Source organism: Caballeronia sp. dw_276, from assembly GCF_018449635.1.
Lineage (GTDB): Bacteria > Pseudomonadota > Gammaproteobacteria > Burkholderiales > Burkholderiaceae > Caballeronia.
Genome location: NZ_JAAVUV010000007.1, coordinates 147322 through 165092, shown reverse-complemented (window position 1 = coordinate 165092; position 17771 = coordinate 147322). Strand labels below are relative to the sequence as shown.

14 protein-coding genes are annotated in these 17771 nt (G+C 59.3%); 9 read left to right on the top strand and 5 right to left on the bottom strand.

The genetic code is table 11. The features are described from left to right. Positions 1-38 precede the first annotated feature (38 nt). The 5 genes from HB633_RS16720 (at position 39) to HB633_RS16700 (ending at position 6087) form a co-directional block, all read left to right on the top strand. Positions 39-512: a (2Fe-2S)-binding protein gene (locus HB633_RS16720; RefSeq protein ID WP_255580984.1), complete on the top strand. Its 474-nt coding sequence runs from the start codon at positions 39-41 to the stop codon at positions 510-512. Further along, complete coding sequence (locus HB633_RS16715; protein WP_213779286.1) at positions 505-2055, top strand: AMP-binding protein; 1551 nt, start codon at positions 505-507, stop codon at positions 2053-2055. Before HB633_RS16720 ends, HB633_RS16715 begins: the two co-directional genes overlap by 8 nt. A 3-nt stretch (positions 2056-2058) precedes the next feature. Continuing rightward, positions 2059-2865 carry an enoyl-CoA hydratase-related protein gene (locus HB633_RS16710; protein ID WP_213779285.1) on the top strand — a complete coding sequence of 269 codons (807 nt, stop codon included), beginning with the start codon at positions 2059-2061 and terminating at the stop codon, positions 2863-2865. 25 nt (positions 2866-2890) lie between these two features. Further along, positions 2891-4627, top strand: a complete 1737-nt coding sequence (locus HB633_RS16705) for a GMC family oxidoreductase N-terminal domain-containing protein (protein ID WP_213779284.1) — start codon at positions 2891-2893, stop codon at positions 4625-4627. A gap of 86 nt (positions 4628-4713) precedes the next feature. Continuing rightward, positions 4714-6087 (top strand): MFS transporter, encoded by a 1374-nt coding sequence (locus HB633_RS16700; RefSeq protein WP_213779283.1) that lies wholly within the window; start codon positions 4714-4716, stop codon positions 6085-6087. Positions 6088-6091: 4 nt separating this feature from the next. On the opposite strand, the gene HB633_RS16695 is transcribed toward HB633_RS16700, so the two are convergent. Together HB633_RS16695 and HB633_RS16690 are read right to left on the bottom strand one after the other, a co-directional pair. Continuing rightward, positions 6092-6994, bottom strand: coding sequence for a LysR family transcriptional regulator (locus HB633_RS16695; RefSeq protein ID WP_213779510.1), 903 nt, complete (start codon positions 6992-6994; stop codon positions 6092-6094). Between the two features lie 66 nt (positions 6995-7060). Beyond that, positions 7061-8065 (bottom strand): alpha/beta hydrolase, encoded by a 1005-nt coding sequence (locus HB633_RS16690; protein ID WP_213779282.1) that lies wholly within the window; start codon positions 8063-8065, stop codon positions 7061-7063. Between the two features lie 181 nt (positions 8066-8246). Between HB633_RS16690 and HB633_RS16685 the strand changes: the two genes are divergently transcribed. The 3 genes from HB633_RS16685 (at position 8247) to HB633_RS16675 (ending at position 10466) form a co-directional block, all read left to right on the top strand. Then, on the top strand, positions 8247-8930 hold the full coding sequence (locus HB633_RS16685; protein ID WP_213779281.1) for a dihydrofolate reductase family protein: 684 nt from the start codon (positions 8247-8249) through the stop codon (positions 8928-8930). 122 nt (positions 8931-9052) lie between these two features. Continuing rightward, positions 9053-9349, top strand: a complete 297-nt coding sequence (locus tag HB633_RS16680) for a metalloregulator ArsR/SmtB family transcription factor (RefSeq protein ID WP_213779280.1) — start codon at positions 9053-9055, stop codon at positions 9347-9349. Positions 9350-9404: 55 nt separating this feature from the next. After that, on the top strand, positions 9405-10466 hold the full coding sequence (locus HB633_RS16675) for an alkene reductase (protein WP_213779279.1): 1062 nt from the start codon (positions 9405-9407) through the stop codon (positions 10464-10466). A gap of 48 nt (positions 10467-10514) precedes the next feature. Here HB633_RS16675 and HB633_RS16670 read toward each other — a convergent pair whose 3' ends face one another. Further along, positions 10515-13160 carry an excinuclease ABC subunit UvrA gene (locus HB633_RS16670; protein WP_213779278.1) on the bottom strand — a complete coding sequence of 882 codons (2646 nt, stop codon included), beginning with the start codon at positions 13158-13160 and terminating at the stop codon, positions 10515-10517. A gap of 438 nt (positions 13161-13598) precedes the next feature. Here HB633_RS16670 and HB633_RS16665 point away from each other — a divergent pair, with 438 nt between their 5' ends. Continuing rightward, on the top strand, positions 13599-15254 hold the full coding sequence (locus HB633_RS16665) for a bifunctional aspartate transaminase/aspartate 4-decarboxylase (protein ID WP_213779277.1): 1656 nt from the start codon (positions 13599-13601) through the stop codon (positions 15252-15254). Between the two features lie 63 nt (positions 15255-15317). On the opposite strand, the gene HB633_RS16660 is transcribed toward HB633_RS16665, so the two are convergent. Together HB633_RS16660 and motB are read right to left on the bottom strand one after the other, a co-directional pair. Next, positions 15318-16493, bottom strand: a complete 1176-nt coding sequence (locus HB633_RS16660; RefSeq protein WP_213779276.1) for a porin — start codon at positions 16491-16493, stop codon at positions 15318-15320. A gap of 259 nt (positions 16494-16752) precedes the next feature. After that, positions 16753-17757 carry a flagellar motor protein MotB gene (motB, locus tag HB633_RS16655; protein ID WP_213779275.1) on the bottom strand — a complete coding sequence of 335 codons (1005 nt, stop codon included), beginning with the start codon at positions 17755-17757 and terminating at the stop codon, positions 16753-16755. Positions 17758-17771: the final 14 nt, after the last annotated feature.

The window sequence follows — 17771 nt, the reverse complement described above, 5'->3', positions numbered from 1 at the left end:
CATCAATCAAGCTGGATCGCGGCGAACGCCGGAAGATCATGCTGACGCTCAACGGACGCGAACGCACCGGGTATTGCGAATCGCGCGACCTGCTGTCGGACTTCGTGCGGCACGAGCTGGGCGCAACTGGAACGCACGTGGGCTGCGAGCACGGCGTATGCGGCGCATGCACCGTGCATGTGGATGGCATCGCGGCGCGGTCATGTCTGATGCTTGCGGTGCAAGTCGAAGGCCGCCGCGTGGATACCGTCGAAGGTCTCGCGCCGGACCAGACGCTTGGGGACTTACAGCAAGCTTTTCAGCGCCATCACGCATTGCAGTGCGGTTTTTGCACGGCGGGCATCTTGATGTCGTGTGCGGACTATCTCAAACGCGTGCCGGAACCCACTGAGACTGATGTACGCGAAATGCTTTCCGGCCATCTATGCCGATGTACGGGCTATACGCCCATTGTTGCCGCCGTCCTCGACGTTGCCGCCAGTCGAAATAGAAAGGAGCCGGAACATGCTTGATCTCGGCCGAACCTTTTTGCAGAGCGTCGAGCGAAGCCCGGACACGCTTGCACTCGTGGATGGCGACGTACGGCTGACCTATGCGCAGTGGTACGAAATCATTCTCCGCGTTGCTGCCGGATTGCGCGATGTGGGCGTTCAGCCCGGCGATCGCCTGCTCGTGGTGCTGCAAAACCGCTGGGAAATGGCGACGCTGCATTGGGCTTGCCAGTTTTCAGGCATCGTCATGACGCCGTTGAACTGGCGCGCGAAGCCGGACGAACTCGACTATTGCGTAACCGATTCCGGTGCGAAGGCAATCGTGTTCGAACCCGTTTCCGCAGACGCCGTCGAAGGCAGTGAAGCCGCGCAGAAGATCCCATGCATTGCACTGGACGACGCACGCGGCACGCTTTCGTTCACAACGCTCCTGGACGCGTACACTGCGAACACCACGACCGAAGCCACCGCTGACGATGTCTCGCTGATCCTCTATACGTCGGGCACAACCGGCAAGGCAAAGGGCGTGCCGCGACGTCATCGTCACGAGCGTGCCGCAGCGCTCGCACACGTTGCGCAAAACCTGTATCGATACAACGAGCGCACGCTCGGCGTCATGCCGCTCTATCACACCATGGGCGTGCGTTCATTGCTCGCCATGGCGCTTGTTGACGGGCTGTTCGTTTGCGTGCGCCGCTGGAACGCGGCACAGGCGCTTGCATCGATCAATGAATTCAGACTGACGTGCCTGTATCTCGTGCCGACGCTCTATCACGATCTGCTCGCAGCTCCGGGTTTTGCAGACGCAACAACACGCTCGGTCACGAAGCTGGGTTTTGCCGGCGCCCCGATGAGTGACGGCTTGTTGAAGCGTCTCTCCGCCGCATTCAAACCAGAGCTTTTCGTGAACCACTACGGTTCGTCCGAGGTGTACACATTCAGCATCGATCAAGACGCGATGCGCAAACCGGGCAGTGCGGGGCGCGCCGGAATCAATACGCGGCTGCGTGTGGTCAAGCTCGATGCCTCCACGCCAACGGACTTTGCAGCGGTGAACGAGGAAGGTCAGATCATCGCGGACCTGCTTGGCGACGAAGCCTTCGAGGGCTACTGGAACCGCCCGGACGCGAATGCGAAATCCTTGCGCGACGGCTGGTACTTCACCGGCGACACCGGTTTCTTCGATAAGGACGGCGACCTCTTCGTGAGCGGCCGCGTTGACGACATGATCATCAGCGGCGGCGAAAACATCTCGCCGGTGGACATCGAATCTGTCTTGTCTTTGCATCCTGCCGTGGATGAAGTTGCGGTCGCCGGCGTCAAGGACGAGCGCTGGGGCCAGCGCGTGGTGGCCTTCATCAAGCGCCGCGATTTCGTTGATTCCGCGATCCTCGACGCTTGGTGCCGCGAGTCTGACCTCGTGAATTTCAAGCGGCCGCGTGACTATGTTTTCGTCGACGACATTCCAAAATCTCCCGTCGGCAAGATCCTGCGCCGCAAGCTTTCGGCCGGTGAATACGACGTCGATACCTCGATCAACCCCATAGAAACAACGAAGGAGTAGGCAATGACCGAACTGACCCATCGTGGCCAGACGCTGCTGCAGGATCTGGACGGCTTCTCGATTGAAGTCGATGCACAACGCGAGCGCGCCGACATCATCTTGCATCGACCACCGTTGAACGTTATCTCCATGCACGCGCGTGACCAGTTGCGCGCGGCCTTCGAAGCGCTCGATGAAGACGACCGCGTTCGCGTGATCGTCGTGCGCGCGAACGGCGAGCATTTTTCCAGCGGCGGCGACATCAAGGGCTTTCTTGAGGCATCGCCGGAACATGTTTCGAAACTCGCTTGGAACATTGCGGCCCCCGCACGCTGTTCCAAGCCGGTGATCGCGGCGAACCGCGGCTTTTGTTTTGGCGTGGGCTTCGAGTTGTCGCTTGCGTGCGACTTTCGTATTGCGACCGACACCACATTCTACGCGCTGCCTGAACAGAAGCTCGGCCAAATCCCGGGCTCGGGCGGCTCGGCTCGCTTGCAGCAAATGGTGGGCGTGGGCAGGACCAAGGACATCGTGATGCGCTCGCGCCGCATTCCGGGCAAGCAGGCTTATGAATGGGGCATTGCAGTGGAATGTGTGGCCGACGCGCAGCTCGAAGCCGCGACCGATTCCCTGGTTGATGAACTGCGCGCGTTTTCGCCTTTGGCGCAGCGCACGGCGAAGAAGCTGCTCAACGACACCGAAGATGCACCGTTGTCTATTGCCATCGAACTTGAAGGGCATAGCTATAGCCGGCTGCGTACATCGGATGATTTCCGCGAAGGCGTCGAAGCATTTCACGGCAAACGCAAACCGGTATTTCGCGGCAGCTGAATCCAAACGATAGGGGAGTCATGGCATGGAGGCGTTCGACTACGTGATCGTGGGCGGCGGATCGGCGGGATGCGTGTTGGCGCATCGGCTTTCGGCCGTGCCGTCGCTACGCGTCGCGTTGATCGAAGCAGGCGCGGATACGCCGCCGGACAACGTGCCCGAAGCCATCCTCGACAGCTATCCCATGCCCGTGTTTTGCGGCGATACCTATATCTGGCCAGGATTGAAAGCACGGGCGACAAGGCAGGCCGCTGAACGTATCTACGAGCAAGGCCGTGTGATGGGCGGCGGCTCGAGCATCAACGTGCAATCGGCAAATCGTGGTCTGCCGCGCGACTTTGATGAGTGGGCCGCAAGCGGTGCCACGGGTTGGTCGTGGGACGATGTGTTGCCATACTTTCGCAAGCTGGAACGCGACGCAAATTTTCCCGACGACCCGCTGCACGGCAAGGACGGCCCCATTGCGATCCGCCGCATCATGTCCGGTGAGTGGCCGCCGTTTTGCCACGCGTTCGCGAAGGGTTTGAAGAGCAATGGATTCGCAACGCTGCATGACCAGAACGCGGAATTCGTTGACGGCTTCTTTCCCGGTGCGTTCTCTAACTTCAACGACCGCCGCGTAACCACGGCGACGGCTTACCTCGACGCCACCACACGCAAGCGGCCGAACCTCTCGATATTCGCGAACCTGCGCGTTGAACGCATCGTGATGAATGGTGTTACGGCTCAAGGCGTGGTCGCGGTTGCATCGAACGGCGAAAAAATCAGATTCGATGCCCGTGAGGTGATCGTGGCGGCGGGCGCTTTGCAGTCTCCCGCCATGTTGTTGCGTGCTGGCATCGGCGATTCGAAAGACCTCGATGCCCTCGGCATTCGTTGTGCGATCGATTTGCCCGGCGTTGGAAGGAACCTTCAGGACCATCCGTCGCTGACGTTTTGCCACTTCCTCGAACCGCGCTTTCGCATGCCGCTCACGCGCCGCCGCGCGAGCATGATGGCTGCGCGATTCACGTCGGGCGTAGACGGGTGTGATGTCTCGGATATGTATCTGTCGAGTGCCACGCGTGCCGCATGGCATGCGCTCGGCAATCGCCTCGGTTTGTTTTTCTTGTGGTGCAACCGGCCGTATTCCCGCGGCCGTGTGCAACTGGTTTCCCCCGATTCTGCCATCGCTCCACGTGTAGACCTGAATCTGCTTGACGATGAGCGCGATACCGCGCGCCTCGCTGCCGGTGTTCGCATGCTCGTGAAAGTGGTCGAAGCGTCGGGCTTGGGCCACGATCGGCGAGACTTTTTTCCAGCTGCGTTTTCGCCACGCGTCAAGGCATTGAGTCGCGTGAGCAAGGGCAATGCGATCTTGACGTCACTGCTTGGTGCGCTGCTCGATACACCCACCCCAGTACGCCGGATGTTTATCGAACGCTTCTTCACGCGCGGCCAGGACATGGCTTCATTGCTTGCCAATGACAACGCGTTGAACGCGTTTATCCGCGCGAATGTGTTCGGCGTGTGGCACGCGAGCGGAACATGCCGTATGGGCCTTTCAAGTGATCCTGGCGCCGTCGTCGATACACAAGGCCGCGTTCACGGCGCACACGGCCTGCGTGTTGTCGATGCATCGCTGATGCCGCGCTTGCCTTCGGCCAACACGAATATTCCGACCATCATGATTGCGGAAAAAATCGCCGACACCATGCTACGCGAGCGGGCGCCCAGCGTTGCAAGTAACAAGACGATCTATCTGCATACAACGATTTCATAAACGACAACAAGAGCACGAACAACAAACACGTGCCATAAACACGGCGTCTTCCATAAGGCGGCGCCGCGACCTTCAAGGAGATAACAATGTCCGTTGCAGCTCAGGAAAGCGCCGCCGTGCCCGAGGTTAACTCGCGGCAGGTCATGGGTGCGGTAGTAGCCTCGTGCCTGGGTTGGGCACTCGATCTGTTCGATCTGTTCGTGCTGTTGTATGTCGCGCCGGTGGTCGGCCGTCTGTTCTTTCCGTCCGAGCACGCAATGTTGTCGCTCGCGGCAGTGTATGCGTCGTTTGCCGTGACGCTGTTGATGAGGCCGCTCGGTTCGGCGTGGTTCGGCTCTTACGCGGACCGTCATGGACGCAAGGGTGCGATGATTCTCGCGGTCGTCGGCGTGGGGATATCGACGGCGCTCTTTGGCGTGTTGCCTACCGTCGCGCAGGCCGGCCTGATCGCGCCGATCCTGTTTCTTCTGCTGCGACTCGTGCAGGGCGTGTTCGTGGGCGGCGTGGTTGCATCAACGCATACCATTGGCACGGAATCGGTCGCGCCCAAATATCGTGGCGCGGTGTCGGGGTTGATCGGTGGTGGCGGTGCGGGGCTTGGCGCGTTGCTGGCGTCCATCGTATTCCTGACCATGTCGGCGATCTTCCCAGGCGATCTCTTCGATGTTTGGGGATGGCGCTGTATGTTCTTTACCGGGATCATCAGTTCGGTACTCGGCCTGTTCGTGTTCAACACGCTCGAAGAATCGCCGCTGTGGCAAAAGCTTGCAGCCGAGAAGGCAGCGAAGGCCGCAAACCGTGATCCATCATTGCCGGTTGAAGTGATTCGATCGCCGATCAAGACACTGTTTTCACGTGAGTATCGCGGCATACTTTTTGTGAACCTGCTTCTCACCATCGGCGGGGGCAGCGGCTACTACCTGACGTCGGGGTATCTTCCGACTTTCCTCAAGGTGGTGAGCCACGTGCCTAACGGCGCGGCGGCCGCCATCCTGATGATCGCGAGCGTCGGGGTATTGGTGGCATCGGTTGCGGCGGGACACCTGAGCACGTTCATTGGCCGCAAGAGCGCGTTCATCTGGATCGGGCTCGTACGGCTGGTCGCGTTACCCGCGCTGTTCCTGTTGTTGCCCACTGCGCAAAGCATCACGATGATCGGCCTGTACGCCGTGATACTAAGCGCGCTCGGCAGCGCGGGCTATGCGCCTATCCTCATCTTCCTGAACGAACGCTTTCCAACTGCGATCCGCGCAACGGGTACAGGCTTGTCGTGGAACATAGGCTTTGCTATTGGCGGAATGATGCCGACGGCTGTGTCGCTGGTCGCGAAGGATCCGGGCGAATTGCCGATGACGCTCGCCATCTTCGTGGGCGTGATCAGCGTGATCTTCCTGGTCGGCGCGTTCATTGTTCCGGAGACGCGCGGCAAGCTGGAGAACAATGCGCAGGCTGTGCACTGATTGTTCAGGGTGCGGTGGTTACGCGGCGGATGTCTTCGGTGATGATATCAATGAGCGCGATGGCGGCTGCGCCAAGTGGTCGTTTCGGATGACTGACGCACACGATCTGCCGCACGATAACCGGATTGGCAATGCGGTGAATTCGCAGCACGCCTTCGTCCACTTTTCGCTGCACGACGACGCGCGGCATGATGGTCGCGACGCTACTCTGTTCCACGAACTGCACAATTGTAGTCAGCAAGTCGATCTCGAACTTCGGTTTGATCACGATGTCCGCGTTGAGAAGCGCGGCATCGAGCGCGCCGCGCAAGCCGTTGCGTCTGGTGGGCAGCACGAGTTCGAGATCGCCGAGATCGGACAAGTCGATCGCATCGGGCAAAACACGTCCGTGCGCTGCGCTGACCACCAGGACCATTTCTTCATCGAGTAAAGCGCGTGTATCGAGCGTGAGGCGACCGCGCGGTTTGTTGATGACCGCGGCGTCGAGCCGGCCGGCTTCGACCGCATCGATGAGTTGTGCGCTGAAGCCGTCGGCCACCGACACCTCCACTTGCGGAAACAGCGCGTTGAAGGTCGCGAGCGACTCGGGCAACACGCTTTCCGCTTCCGATGCGACCATGCCCAGCGACACGCGTCCCGTGACAATCACGTCGCTGCTGCTGAGCTGCTCGCGGGCGTGATCGATATCGCGAATGATCGGTACATATAGCCGATACATCAGGCGCGCCGCTTCGGTGGGCGTCATGCCATGTGGACCGCGCTCGAAGAGCGGCTGGTTCAGCTCGGCCTCGAGCCTGGAAATCTGCATGCTCAGCGCGGGCTGAACGATGTTGAGCCGCTTCGCCGCGCGCGTGACCGAGCCGTCTTCAAACAGCGCGATGAAATATTGAATCTGCTTCAGGTCCATGGGCGGCCAGCGAGTGGGTCGAAGCACGATGAAACCACAACCCGCCGCCCGGTACCAGCAAACTATTTATCCCAGGTGCCGCTTCTGCGCCTCTACGACGAATGCCTGGGCATCGCGTGCAGCCTGCACGACCGTAGCCATGCCGAAGAACTCGTGAGTTGCACCCTGATAGTTTTGATGTTCGACGTCCACCCCTGCATCACGCAATTGCTCCGCCAGTTTTTCGCCGTCGGAGCGCAATGGGTCGATGCCGGCCGTGACCACGGTTGTCGGCGGAAGACCGTTTAGATCGGCACTCACTACATCGATTAACGGGTTCTTCAAGTCGGTTTTTTCGTTGATGAGGTGATCGACGAACCACAACATCATTGGCTTGTTCAGCGGTTTTGCGTGGCGGTTTTCCTCATAGGAAATCGACATCACATTGTTGCTTGCAACCGGATAGATCAGCGCCTGATGCAAGGGCAGTTGCAAGCCGGCGTTGCGTGCATAGATGGACACGTTCACGGCCAAGTTCGCACCTGCGCTTTCACCCATCACCGCGATGCGCGCCGGGTTGCCACCCAGGCTTGAAGCATGATCGACGACCCATTTCCACGCGGCAAACGCGTCTTCGTGCGATGCGGGAAACTTGTGCTCCGGCGCCTGGCGATAATGCGCCGACACTACGATTGCGTTTGTCTGCGCGGCGATGGCACGCGGGGTTGCATCGTACACGTCGAGGTCTGCGATCACGAACCCGCCGCCGTGGAAATACAGGATCACAGGGAACGGACCCTCGCCCGCAGGCTTGTAGATGCGCGCGGGATTGTCGCCGGCTGCGCCCGGGATCGTGATGTCCTGTGTCTGTACTTGCTGAACGGCTGCTGGCGGTGTGATGCCACGTTCTTGCATCAGCTTTTTCACGGCGTTGGTTACCGTGGGCTGCTGGCGCGCTTCGTCGGCGGTGCAATCTTCGATTGGCTTCGCGTTCAGGCTCTTGAATGCGTTGAGCACGTCCTTCATGTCGGCGTCGGCATGCTCGGTCGGGTCCATCCCAACAACGCCCTTGATCGTATCGGCGAGGCTCATGTCATCTCCAATGTATTAAAGGAAACCGCTCGGGAATGGCGGTTTCTCACGTTTGAGGTGCAAGCGTTATGCCCATCGCTCATCGCTTTCCGATGAACAAGACGAAACGGTATTTCTGCCTTTCGACGCTGCGGAATGCTATTTGCTGCAACGCGGTTGTTCAACCCAACTCAGGTCTCACATGAAGCCCTATATTGTTTGCCACATGATGTCGTCCGTCGATGGCCGCAGCCTGACCGATGGCTGGCACCTCGACTTCGCCTCCGACTTGTACGAAAGCACCGCTGCGACGTTCGAAGCCAACGGCTGGATCTGCGGACGCGTCACGATGCAGGAAATCGCGCATGGCGATGGATACCCAAAAGGCCTTGCGGAAGAACCCGTGCCCCGTAAGAATCATTTCGCAAAACGCGACCCTGATCAGTACGCCATTTCCATCGATCCGAAGGGGCTGGTCGAGTGGAAATCGGACACGGCGTTGAAGTCGCACATCATTGAAGTCGTCACGGAGCAGGTGGCGGACGACTATCTTGCGTACCTTCAGTCGATTGGCGTGTCATATGTCTTCGGCGGGAAGACAGATATTGATCTGGGCCATGTGATCGAAACGCTCGCGCAGGAACTTGGTGTCAAGAAGCTGATCGTGGAGGGCGGCTCGCATGTCAGCGGTGCGTTCGTGAATGCCGGTCTTGTCGATGAAGTCAGCGTTTTGATCCTGCCGCTGGTCGATGGCCGCAGCGAACATCCATCGTCATTCGAAGTCGCAATGGACGCGTGGAAGCAACCTGCATATCTGACGCTGACGTCGGTCGAACAAACGGCCAACGATGGCGTCTGGCTGCGCTATACGCGCAAAGGCGAGTAGAAATGTAAGGGATTACCCCTAACGGCGTCAGTGGTTTCATTGTATTTCGCTTTTTTGCGAAATACAATTCGGTTCAACGCGAATTCATTCTTGGAATCAACCCGACCCCTTTAGCCGTTTTCATGGACATCGACGCTATTCATAAAGCCTTGGCCAATCCGGTCCGCCGCGAGATTCTGGCGTGGCTCAACGAACCCAGGGCCTATTTCAGCGAGCAGGATTTTCCGCTTGAGAATGGCGTGTGCGCGGGGCAGATCTACGCGCGCTGCGATATGTCTCAGTCCACGGTATCGGCTCATCTGGCTACGCTTCACAAAGCAGGCCTGGTTACGTCGAAACGAGTTGGTCAGTGGATTTTTTTCAAGCGCGACGACGCGGTCATCAACGCCTTTCTTGAACAGCTGCACCGCACGCTTTAGCGCGACGCAAACATCAGCCTAAGTTCCTCATACTCTATTTAGGATTACTTCCAAAATGCCGAATCTTTTCGATCCGCTTAAAGCAGGCGCTTTTAATCTTCGCAACCGTATTGTGATGGCGCCGCTGACGCGTCAACGCGCCGGCGAGGAACGCGTGCCTAATGCTCTGATGGCGCAGTACTACGCTGATCGCGCCGCTGCTGGTCTGATCCTGAGCGAAGCGACCTCGGTTACGCCCCAGGGCGTGGGTTACGCTGAAACACCGGGAATCTGGTCGGATGAGCAGGTCGAAGGCTGGAAGCTGGTGACAAAAGCCGTGCACGATGCGGGCGGGACGATCCTGCTGCAACTGTGGCACGTAGGCCGTATCTCGGACCCGCTGTTCCTGAACGGCGATCTGCCGGTTGCGCCGAGCGCTATTGCCGCGCAAGGGCACGTGAGCCTGGTGCGTCCACAGCGAGAATATGTGACGCCGCGAGCATTGGAACTCGATGAAATCGCGGGTGTAGTCGCGGCTTTCCGCAAGGGCGCGGAGAACGCAAAGCTGGCCGGCTTCGACGGCGTTGAAATTCACGGCGCGAATGGTTATCTGCTCGACCAGTTCCTGCAGGACAGCACGAACAAACGTACCGACATCTACGGCGGCCCGATTGAAAACCGCGCGCGCCTGATGCTTGAAGTTGTGGATGCATGCATTGAAGTGTGGGGCGCGGATCGCGTAGCCATGCATCTGGCGCCGCGCGCAGACTCGCACACCATGGGCGACAGCGACCGTGCCGCAACCTTTGGTTATGTAGCGCGTGAGCTCGGCAAGCGCAAGATTGCATTCATTGCTGCACGTGAGCGCGTCGCCGAAGATTCGATCGGACCGTTGCTGAAGAAGGAGTTTGGCGGCGTGTATATCGCGAACGAAAAGTTCACGAAGGAAACCGCTCAGGCCGCACTCGATCGCGGAGATGCGGATGCGGTTGCATGGGGTCAGTTGTTCATCGCAAACGCGGATCTGGTAAAACGCTTCGAGGTCGACGCTCCGTTGAACGCGCCGATTCCAGAGACGTTTTACGCGCGCGGTACCGAAGGGTACACAGACTATCCGACGCTGGAAACGATGGACTGATTGCTGGTTTTATCTTTACGAAAGCGGTGGCCTGAGGCCACCGCTTTTTTACGTCAGGCAAGCCTTCAGATATTTCGATGTCTGGCCGCGCCCCCCCATTTTCACGACGTCTTCCGGAGTCCCGCTTGCCACGACCTTGCCGCCGCTTTCTCCCGCGCCCGGACCCATGTCGATAACCCAATCGCTCTGCGCCGCCACACGCATATCGTGCTCGACAACGATCACCGTGTTGCCGGCATCGACAAGACCTTGTAGCTGAATCAGCAGGCGGTCGCTGTCGACGGAATGCAGGCCCGTAGTGGGTTCATCGAGTATGTAGAGGTGCTTTCCCTGCTGCGCGCGCTGAAGCTCCGTTGCCAGCTTGATGCGTTGCGCCTCGCCGCCTGACAGCTCTGTCGCCGGCTGCCCGAGCCGCAAATAACCCAGCCCGATGTCGCGCAATACTGTAAGCGCACGCATGATCTGGGTCTCGCCCAAGAAAAACTCGCACGCCGAATCCACGGTCATCTGCAGGACTTCCGCAATATTCTTCTCGTTCCATTTGACTTCGAGCGTCTCCGGGTTGTAGCGCGTTCCGCCGCATGTCGAGCATGGCGCGTAGACGCTCGGCATGAACAGCAACTCCACACTGACGAAACCTTCTCCTTCGCACGTCGGGCAGCGGCCCTTGGCGACGTTGAATGAAAATCGGCCCGCGTCGTAGCGGTGACGACGCGCTTGCGGCGTGTCCGCGAACAGCTTGCGAACGTGATCGAAGAGACCCGTATAGGTCGCGAGATTGGAGCGCGGCGTGCGGCCGATTGGCTTCTGATCGACCCGCACCAGACGACGTATGTTCTCCATGCCTTCCGTGATTTCACCGTCGGTCTGGATGTCTTCAACGTCGAGAAGCGGATCGCGCTCTTCGTCGGCGTCGGTCGTGATCGGACGTCCAAGTTTTTCCGCGACGAGTTCCGGCAACGCCTGGCTCACAAGACTCGATTTGCCTGACCCCGAGACCCCGGTGACCGTCGTAAAACAGCCGAGCGGGAACGCGACGTCAAGGGCTGCCAGGTTGTTCCGAGTGACGTTTGCAAGCCGCAGCCAGCCCGTTGGCGAACGCTTCGTACGAGCAACGGGCCGGTGCCCTCCAAAGAGGTGCAGTCTCGTCTGCGACGCTTCCACTTCTGCCAGTCCGGCGGGTGGCCCGCTATACACGATGCTTCCGCCCGCAGTACCGGCCGCCGGCCCGACATCGACGATCCAGTCGGCACGGCGCATCATTTCAAGGTCGTGCTCGACCACGAACAGCGAATTGCCCGCTTCCTTCAAGCGCTGCAGCGCGCTGTAAAGCGCTTCGCCGTCATCGGGATGAAGGCCTGCGGACGGTTCGTCGAGGACGTAGATCACGCCAAACAATTGCGATGCCAGTTGCGTCGCGAGCCTCAGGCGCTGAAGTTCGCCGGACGACAACGTCGGCGTGCTCCGGTCCAGCGCCAGGTAACCAAGACCCAGGTCGATCAACGTGGACAAGCGTTCGAGCAGCTCTTTCGCCATGCGTTGGGCCGCGACCTGCTTCTCGCGCGATTGATTCGTTGTCCGTCTTATATCAGGTGATGCCTTGTGCGCCGATCCGCCCGATGCAACCCGCCGTTCCACGGCGTCGCGCATTTCTTTTTTGTTCAGCACTTCGCCCGTTTGAACATCGGAGGCCAACTCGCCGCGCGCAACCGGGCGCAAGATCTCGGCGACACGTGCCATCGGCATCTGCGATAACTCCGCTATGTCCAGTCCCGCGAATGTGACGGACAGGGCTTCGAGCTTCAGCCTCTTGCCATGACATGTCGGGCAGGGGCTGCTTACCATGAAGCGCGACACGCGCTTTTTCATCAATGCGCTTTGTGTATTGGCGAAGGTATGCAGCACATAGCGGCGCGCGCCCGTGAACGTGCCCTGATAGCTCGGCTCCGCGTGGCGCTTTAGCGCGGCTTTCGTTTCCTGGGGCGTGAGTCCCGCATACACAGGGACGGTCGGCGTTTCATCGGTAAAGAGAATCCAGTCGCGAACTTTTTTGGGCAGATCGCGCCAGGGGGTGTCGACGTCGTAGCCCATCGTGACCAGGATGTCGCGCAGGTTCTGGCCGTGCCATGCGGGTGGCCACGCGGCGACTGCACGCTCGCGGATGGTCAGCGAGTCGTCGGGCACCATCGACTTCTCGGTGACTTCGTAGACGCGTCCCAGACCGTGACACGCGGGGCAGGCGCCTTGCACAGTGTTCGGAGAGAAGTCCTCGGCGAACAACATGGGCTGCTTCGCCGGATACGTGCCTGTGCGCGAGTAGAGCATGCGCACGAGGCTAGAGAGGGTGGTTACACTGCCTACCGACGACCGCGCGTTCGGCGTGCCGCGTTGCTGTTGCAGCGCCACGGCCGGCGGCAATCCTTCGATGGAATCCACCTCCGGCACGCCGACCTGATCAATCAGGCGCCGTGCATAAGGTGCAACTGACTCGAAGTACCGCCGCTGCGCTTCGGCGTATAGCGTGCCGAACGCGAGTGACGATTTGCCCGAACCCGACACGCCGGTGAAGACCACGAGCGCATCGCGGGGGATATCGACGTCCACGTTGCGCAGATTGTGCTCACGCGCACCTCGCACACGAACGAAGCCAGTGTGGGAGGAAGAAACTTCAGATTTGCTGTTTCCGGCTTTCATGCGCCTCTTCAATGGTTTGCGGTTTCAGGTCAGCAATGCATCGCGCCCAGGAAAACAAATGTTGCGCAGAGCTTGTGCCTGGGTCTTTAGGAAAATGGTTACGCAAACCTGCTTGCTTGAAAGCCGATGTTTAAAAGATCGATTTAATGCTGGTAAATTCCTGGCCAAATTGGAACCGCTTTAATGGCCCGGACGTGATATTGGTAAGAGGTGCAGGATCAATCTTCGAAGAATTGTTGGACTGTTTCGAAATATAAAGCGATTGCAGTTTTGTCTTTGCTGGGCCCGATCGCGATTGTGCCCCAAAATTGAACCAAGGATTATTTCAGGTCTTGAAACAAAGCTCACGGTCGCGCATGTGATTTCTCCCGGAGAGCAGGACGCCAGGGCAACGGGCGCCGCTCTCTTCAAGCAGTCGATTATTTCTGGAGGTACCGGATGTCCAAGTCCAAGAAAGCGGGTTCGCAAGACCAGTCCAAGATTGCGGCACTCAGCCCGTTCGAATTGAAGGACGAGTTGATCAAGGCAGCAGGCGGTGGTGCCGTCGACCGGCCTGCAAACGTTGCCATGCTCAACGCAGGCCGCGGCAACCCGAACTTCCTTGCCACCATCCCGCGCCACGGTTTCTGGCAATTGGGCCTGTTCGCCATGCGCGAATCCGAGCGCTCATTCGCGCACATGCCGGAAGGGCTCGGCGGATTTCCGAAACATGAAGGGCTTGAAGAGCGCTTCGAGATTTTCGCGCGCGACAACAAGGGTGTTCCGGGCATCGACTTCTTGCGCGGCGCACTATCGTACGTGCGCGATCAACTGGGCTTGAACGGCGGCGAATTCCTTTATGAAATGTGCGAGGGGATTTTGGCGTCGAACTATCCGGTGCCCGACCGGATGCTGAAGCTGTCTGAAGTGATCGTGGCGCAATACCTGAAAAAGGAGATGATCGGCAAGCATCCGTTCATTGGTGATTTCGATATCTTCGCGACCGAAGGCGGCACCGCCGCCATGACGTACATCTTCAACACCTTGCGTGAAAACCACCTGATCAAGCCAGGCGACACCATCGCGCTGGGCTCGCCGATCTTTACGCCGTACATCGAAATTCCGACGCTCAACGACTACAAGCTGAACGTGGTGAATCTCAATGCAGATGTCGAGCGCGGCTGGCAATACTCGAAGGAAGAACTCGACAAGCTGCGCGACCCCAAGGTCAAGGCTTTCTTCCTCGTCAACCCGAGCAATCCGCCTTCGGTCAAGATCGATACCGAAAGCCTCGAATACATTGCGGATATCGTGAAAGAACGGCCGGAGCTGATTCTTCTCACCGACGACGTGTACGGCACCTTTGCAGATGACTTCGTGTCGTTGTTCGCGTTGTGCCCGAGGAACACCATCCTCGTATATTCGTACTCGAAGTACTTTGGCGCCACGGGCTGGCGGCTCGGCACGATCGCAACGCATCAGGACAACGTGATCGATGAACTGATCCGCAAGCTCCCCAAGGAACAACGCGCCGAACTGCACGAGCGTTATGAGTCCATCACCACCGAGCCTGAGAACCTCAAGTTTATCGACCGACTCGTGGCGGATAGCCGGACCGTTGCGTTGAATCACACGGCGGGCCTTTCCACGCCGCAACAAGTGCAGATGGTGCTGTTCTCGCTTTTCTCGCTGATGGACACGCCCGAGGCATACAAGAACGCCTTGAAGCGTCTGATTCGCGGGCGCAAGGAGGCGTTGTATCGTGAGATTGGAATCAGTTTCGACGACACCGATGTGAATCAGGTCGACTACTACACGATCCTCGACCTCGAGTTCCTTGGCAACCGGGCGTATGGGCCGGAATTCGTGCAGTGGCTCTTCAAGAACACCGAGCCGTCCGAGTTGCTGTTCCGCCTCGCGAAGGAAGCACGCGTGGTGCTGTTGCCGGGACGTGGTTTTGGTACGCAGCATCCGTCGGGCCGCGTATCGCTCGCGAATTTGAACGAAAGCGACTACAAGCAGATTGGCCGCGCATTGCGCAAGCTGATGAGTGAATACGTCGATCGTTATAACGAGGAAACTGGCAAGTCGCTCGACAGTAAAAAGGTGCTGTAATGAGGCATTGAAACGAAACGGGCCGCTGAAAACAGCGGCCCCGTTTTTACGTCAGCAGCATGCTTAGAACTTGTGGCGAATACCTACGCGTGCAGCGATCTGGTCGTTCGTGCCACGGCCCGACGTGCCGAAGTAGCTGGTGCTCGAACCAATCTGCGCCTGTACATCGACACCGTTGTTCGAGCCCGATGCGTGTTGATAAATGCCCAGCACGTAGACATCGGTACGCTTGGAGAGCGCGTAGTCGACGCTTGCGTCGACCTGTTGCCACTTGCCTTGCGCCGCGTCCGTCAGCTTCATGTACGTGTAGCCGAGGCCCGCCGTCACTGCCGGCGTGAACGCATATTTGGCGCCGGCTTCATAGGCGTTGAACTTCGACGTCGCGCCGCTGATTGCCTCGAAGCGCGTGTTGGTCCACAACGCAAACAACGTCGCGGCCGCGATCTTGTAGTTCGCGCCAATGCCAAACGTGCGCAGGTCCTTGGAGCCGCCCGTCGCCACGTTTGCAATGCTCGTGCTGAACGCCGGCGTAGCCGAACCCGGGAAGTGGATGTCCGTATAAGCTGCGCCGATGCTGAACGGGCCCGAGGCGTAGTTCAGGCCGAAGCTGTATGCACGCGATGAACCTTGCGTGGTCACGCCAGCGGTCGTGGTCGTGGGCGAACCCGAAAATGCGCCTGCTGCGTTCGAGAAGCCGTACATGCCGCCGAACGTCACGCCGTAGAAGTTCGCGCTGCTGAACTTGATCGAGTTGTTGATGCGGCTCGACGTCAGCTGATCCACGTCGTTGATGTGATACGCGTAGTTGCCTGCGACCGTCTGGCCGCCGATCGAATACGAACCGCCCAGATAGTCGGTCGAGAACGAGTACTGGCGGCCGAGGGTCACCGAGCCCACGTCCGACTTCGAAATACCCACATAAGCCTGACGGCCGAATTCCGCGCCGCCCTGGCCAAGCGTGCCGTTGCCGCTGTTGAAGCCGCTTTCCAACGTGAAGATGGCTTTCAGTCCGCCGCCCAGGTCCTCAGCACCGCGCAGGCCCCAGCGGCTGCCTTGCGACACGCCGTCGTCGTACTTGAAAATCTTCGAACTGCCGGTGCCGGCGGTGCTGTGGTTCGCGTAGCTGATACCTGCATCGATCAAACCGTACAGCGTGACGCTGCTTTGAGCTTGAGCGGGCGCGGCCGATGCGGCAAACGCAGCGAGTGCGGCGATGGCGAGCAGTGATTTACGGTTCAAAACATTCTCCCTGAGCGTGGGTGGTAGCGTGAGTGGTCTCGTACAACAAGTGCTTCGATACGCGTGACTCTTACGGTCCGCTGACTTGCGACGGGCGGACTTTACGGGAGGTGTATGTAAGGTCTATGACAGTTGTATCGAAGCGACGGCCGCGCTACACACGCTGCTCTTGTGCTAGGGAGAGGGATGACACGACCAGCGAAGCAGGGAAAGAAACCGCGCGCGACTGAAGTATCGTCGCGCGGTGCACTGCGGCCTGTCAGCCCTTTGATGAGACTTCGCCGCTTGGGGAAAACGGCCGCGGCTTGAGCTGCTCTTGCGCGACCTTGCCAGGTATCACGGCGCTTGCCGGCTGTGTATCGTCGACTGACGTACGGCCTCCATCCGCGAAGAACGCCTGCTCGGCGGCCTTGTTCAACACGAGAATGCTGATGCGGCGGTTGGTGGGTTCATCGGCGACGGCTTTGTTGAGCGGCAGCACGTCGGCGAGGCCGCGCACTTGCAGGATCTTGCCTTCGCTCATGCCGCCCGCAATCAGCGAGCGGCGTGCAGCATTCGCGCGTTCGCTCGACAATTCCCAGTTCGAGTAACCGGCCTGACCGCCGGAATAGGGCACGGCGTCGGTATGACCTGCAATCGATACGCGGTTGTCCACATCGTTCATGGACGCCCCGATCTGCGCGAGGATCACGCCCACATAACTTTCGAGCTTCGAGCTGCCCGATGCAAACATGGGCCGCTTGAGCGAATCGACAATCTCGATACGCAAACCTTCGCTCGTGATGTCGATACGGATCTGGTCCTTGAACGCCCGCAGCGCCGGGGTGTTTTCGATCAACGCCGTGAGCTTCTCTTTCAGTTGCTTGAGGCGGCGCGCGTCGTCATCCGCTGCAATGCGCGCGGTGGTCTTGGGCATCGGCTCGGTCTGGCTCTTGGTCGCCTCGCCGGGACGTGTGCTCGAAAGATCGCGGCCGCCGCCGTTGATTACGCTCGAGCGCGCCGCACCGCTGCCGTCCTTGCCGCCAAAGAGCGTTGAGAGCGGGGCGTTGAAATAATCTTCGATGCCCTGCTTGTCGTACTTCGATGTCGATCCGAGCAGCCACATCAGGAGAAAGAACGCCATCATGGCGGTGACGAAGTCGGCGTAGGCAATCTTCCACGCGCCGCCATGATGGCCGCCGTGCCCGGATTTCTTCTTCCGGCGTACCACGATGGTCGGCGCGAGCACCGACTGCAGGGGATCGCGGGATGGTTTTTCAGCCATGATCGTTACCCGGG

What these genes read in the sequence shown, in the direction of transcription:
- HB633_RS16720 (WP_255580984.1), top strand. Translation starts at nt 39, where the DNA reads ATGCTGACGCTCAACGGACGCGAACGCACCGGGTATTGCGAATCGCGC.
- HB633_RS16715 (WP_213779286.1), top strand. Translation starts at nt 505, where the DNA reads ATGCTTGATCTCGGCCGAACCTTTTTGCAGAGCGTCGAGCGAAGCCCG.
- HB633_RS16710 (WP_213779285.1), top strand. Translation starts at nt 2,059, where the DNA reads ATGACCGAACTGACCCATCGTGGCCAGACGCTGCTGCAGGATCTGGAC.
- HB633_RS16705 (WP_213779284.1), top strand. Translation starts at nt 2,891, where the DNA reads ATGGAGGCGTTCGACTACGTGATCGTGGGCGGCGGATCGGCGGGATGC.
- HB633_RS16700 (WP_213779283.1), top strand. Translation starts at nt 4,714, where the DNA reads ATGTCCGTTGCAGCTCAGGAAAGCGCCGCCGTGCCCGAGGTTAACTCG.
- HB633_RS16695 (WP_213779510.1), bottom strand. Translation starts at nt 6,994, where the DNA reads ATGGACCTGAAGCAGATTCAATATTTCATCGCGCTGTTTGAAGACGGC.
- HB633_RS16690 (WP_213779282.1), bottom strand. Translation starts at nt 8,065, where the DNA reads ATGAGCCTCGCCGATACGATCAAGGGCGTTGTTGGGATGGACCCGACC.
- HB633_RS16685 (WP_213779281.1), top strand. Translation starts at nt 8,247, where the DNA reads ATGAAGCCCTATATTGTTTGCCACATGATGTCGTCCGTCGATGGCCGC.
- HB633_RS16680 (WP_213779280.1), top strand. Translation starts at nt 9,053, where the DNA reads ATGGACATCGACGCTATTCATAAAGCCTTGGCCAATCCGGTCCGCCGC.
- HB633_RS16675 (WP_213779279.1), top strand. Translation starts at nt 9,405, where the DNA reads ATGCCGAATCTTTTCGATCCGCTTAAAGCAGGCGCTTTTAATCTTCGC.
- HB633_RS16670 (WP_213779278.1), bottom strand. Translation starts at nt 13,160, where the DNA reads ATGAAAGCCGGAAACAGCAAATCTGAAGTTTCTTCCTCCCACACTGGC.
- HB633_RS16665 (WP_213779277.1), top strand. Translation starts at nt 13,599, where the DNA reads ATGTCCAAGTCCAAGAAAGCGGGTTCGCAAGACCAGTCCAAGATTGCG.
- motB (WP_213779275.1), bottom strand. Translation starts at nt 17,757, where the DNA reads ATGGCTGAAAAACCATCCCGCGATCCCCTGCAGTCGGTGCTCGCGCCG.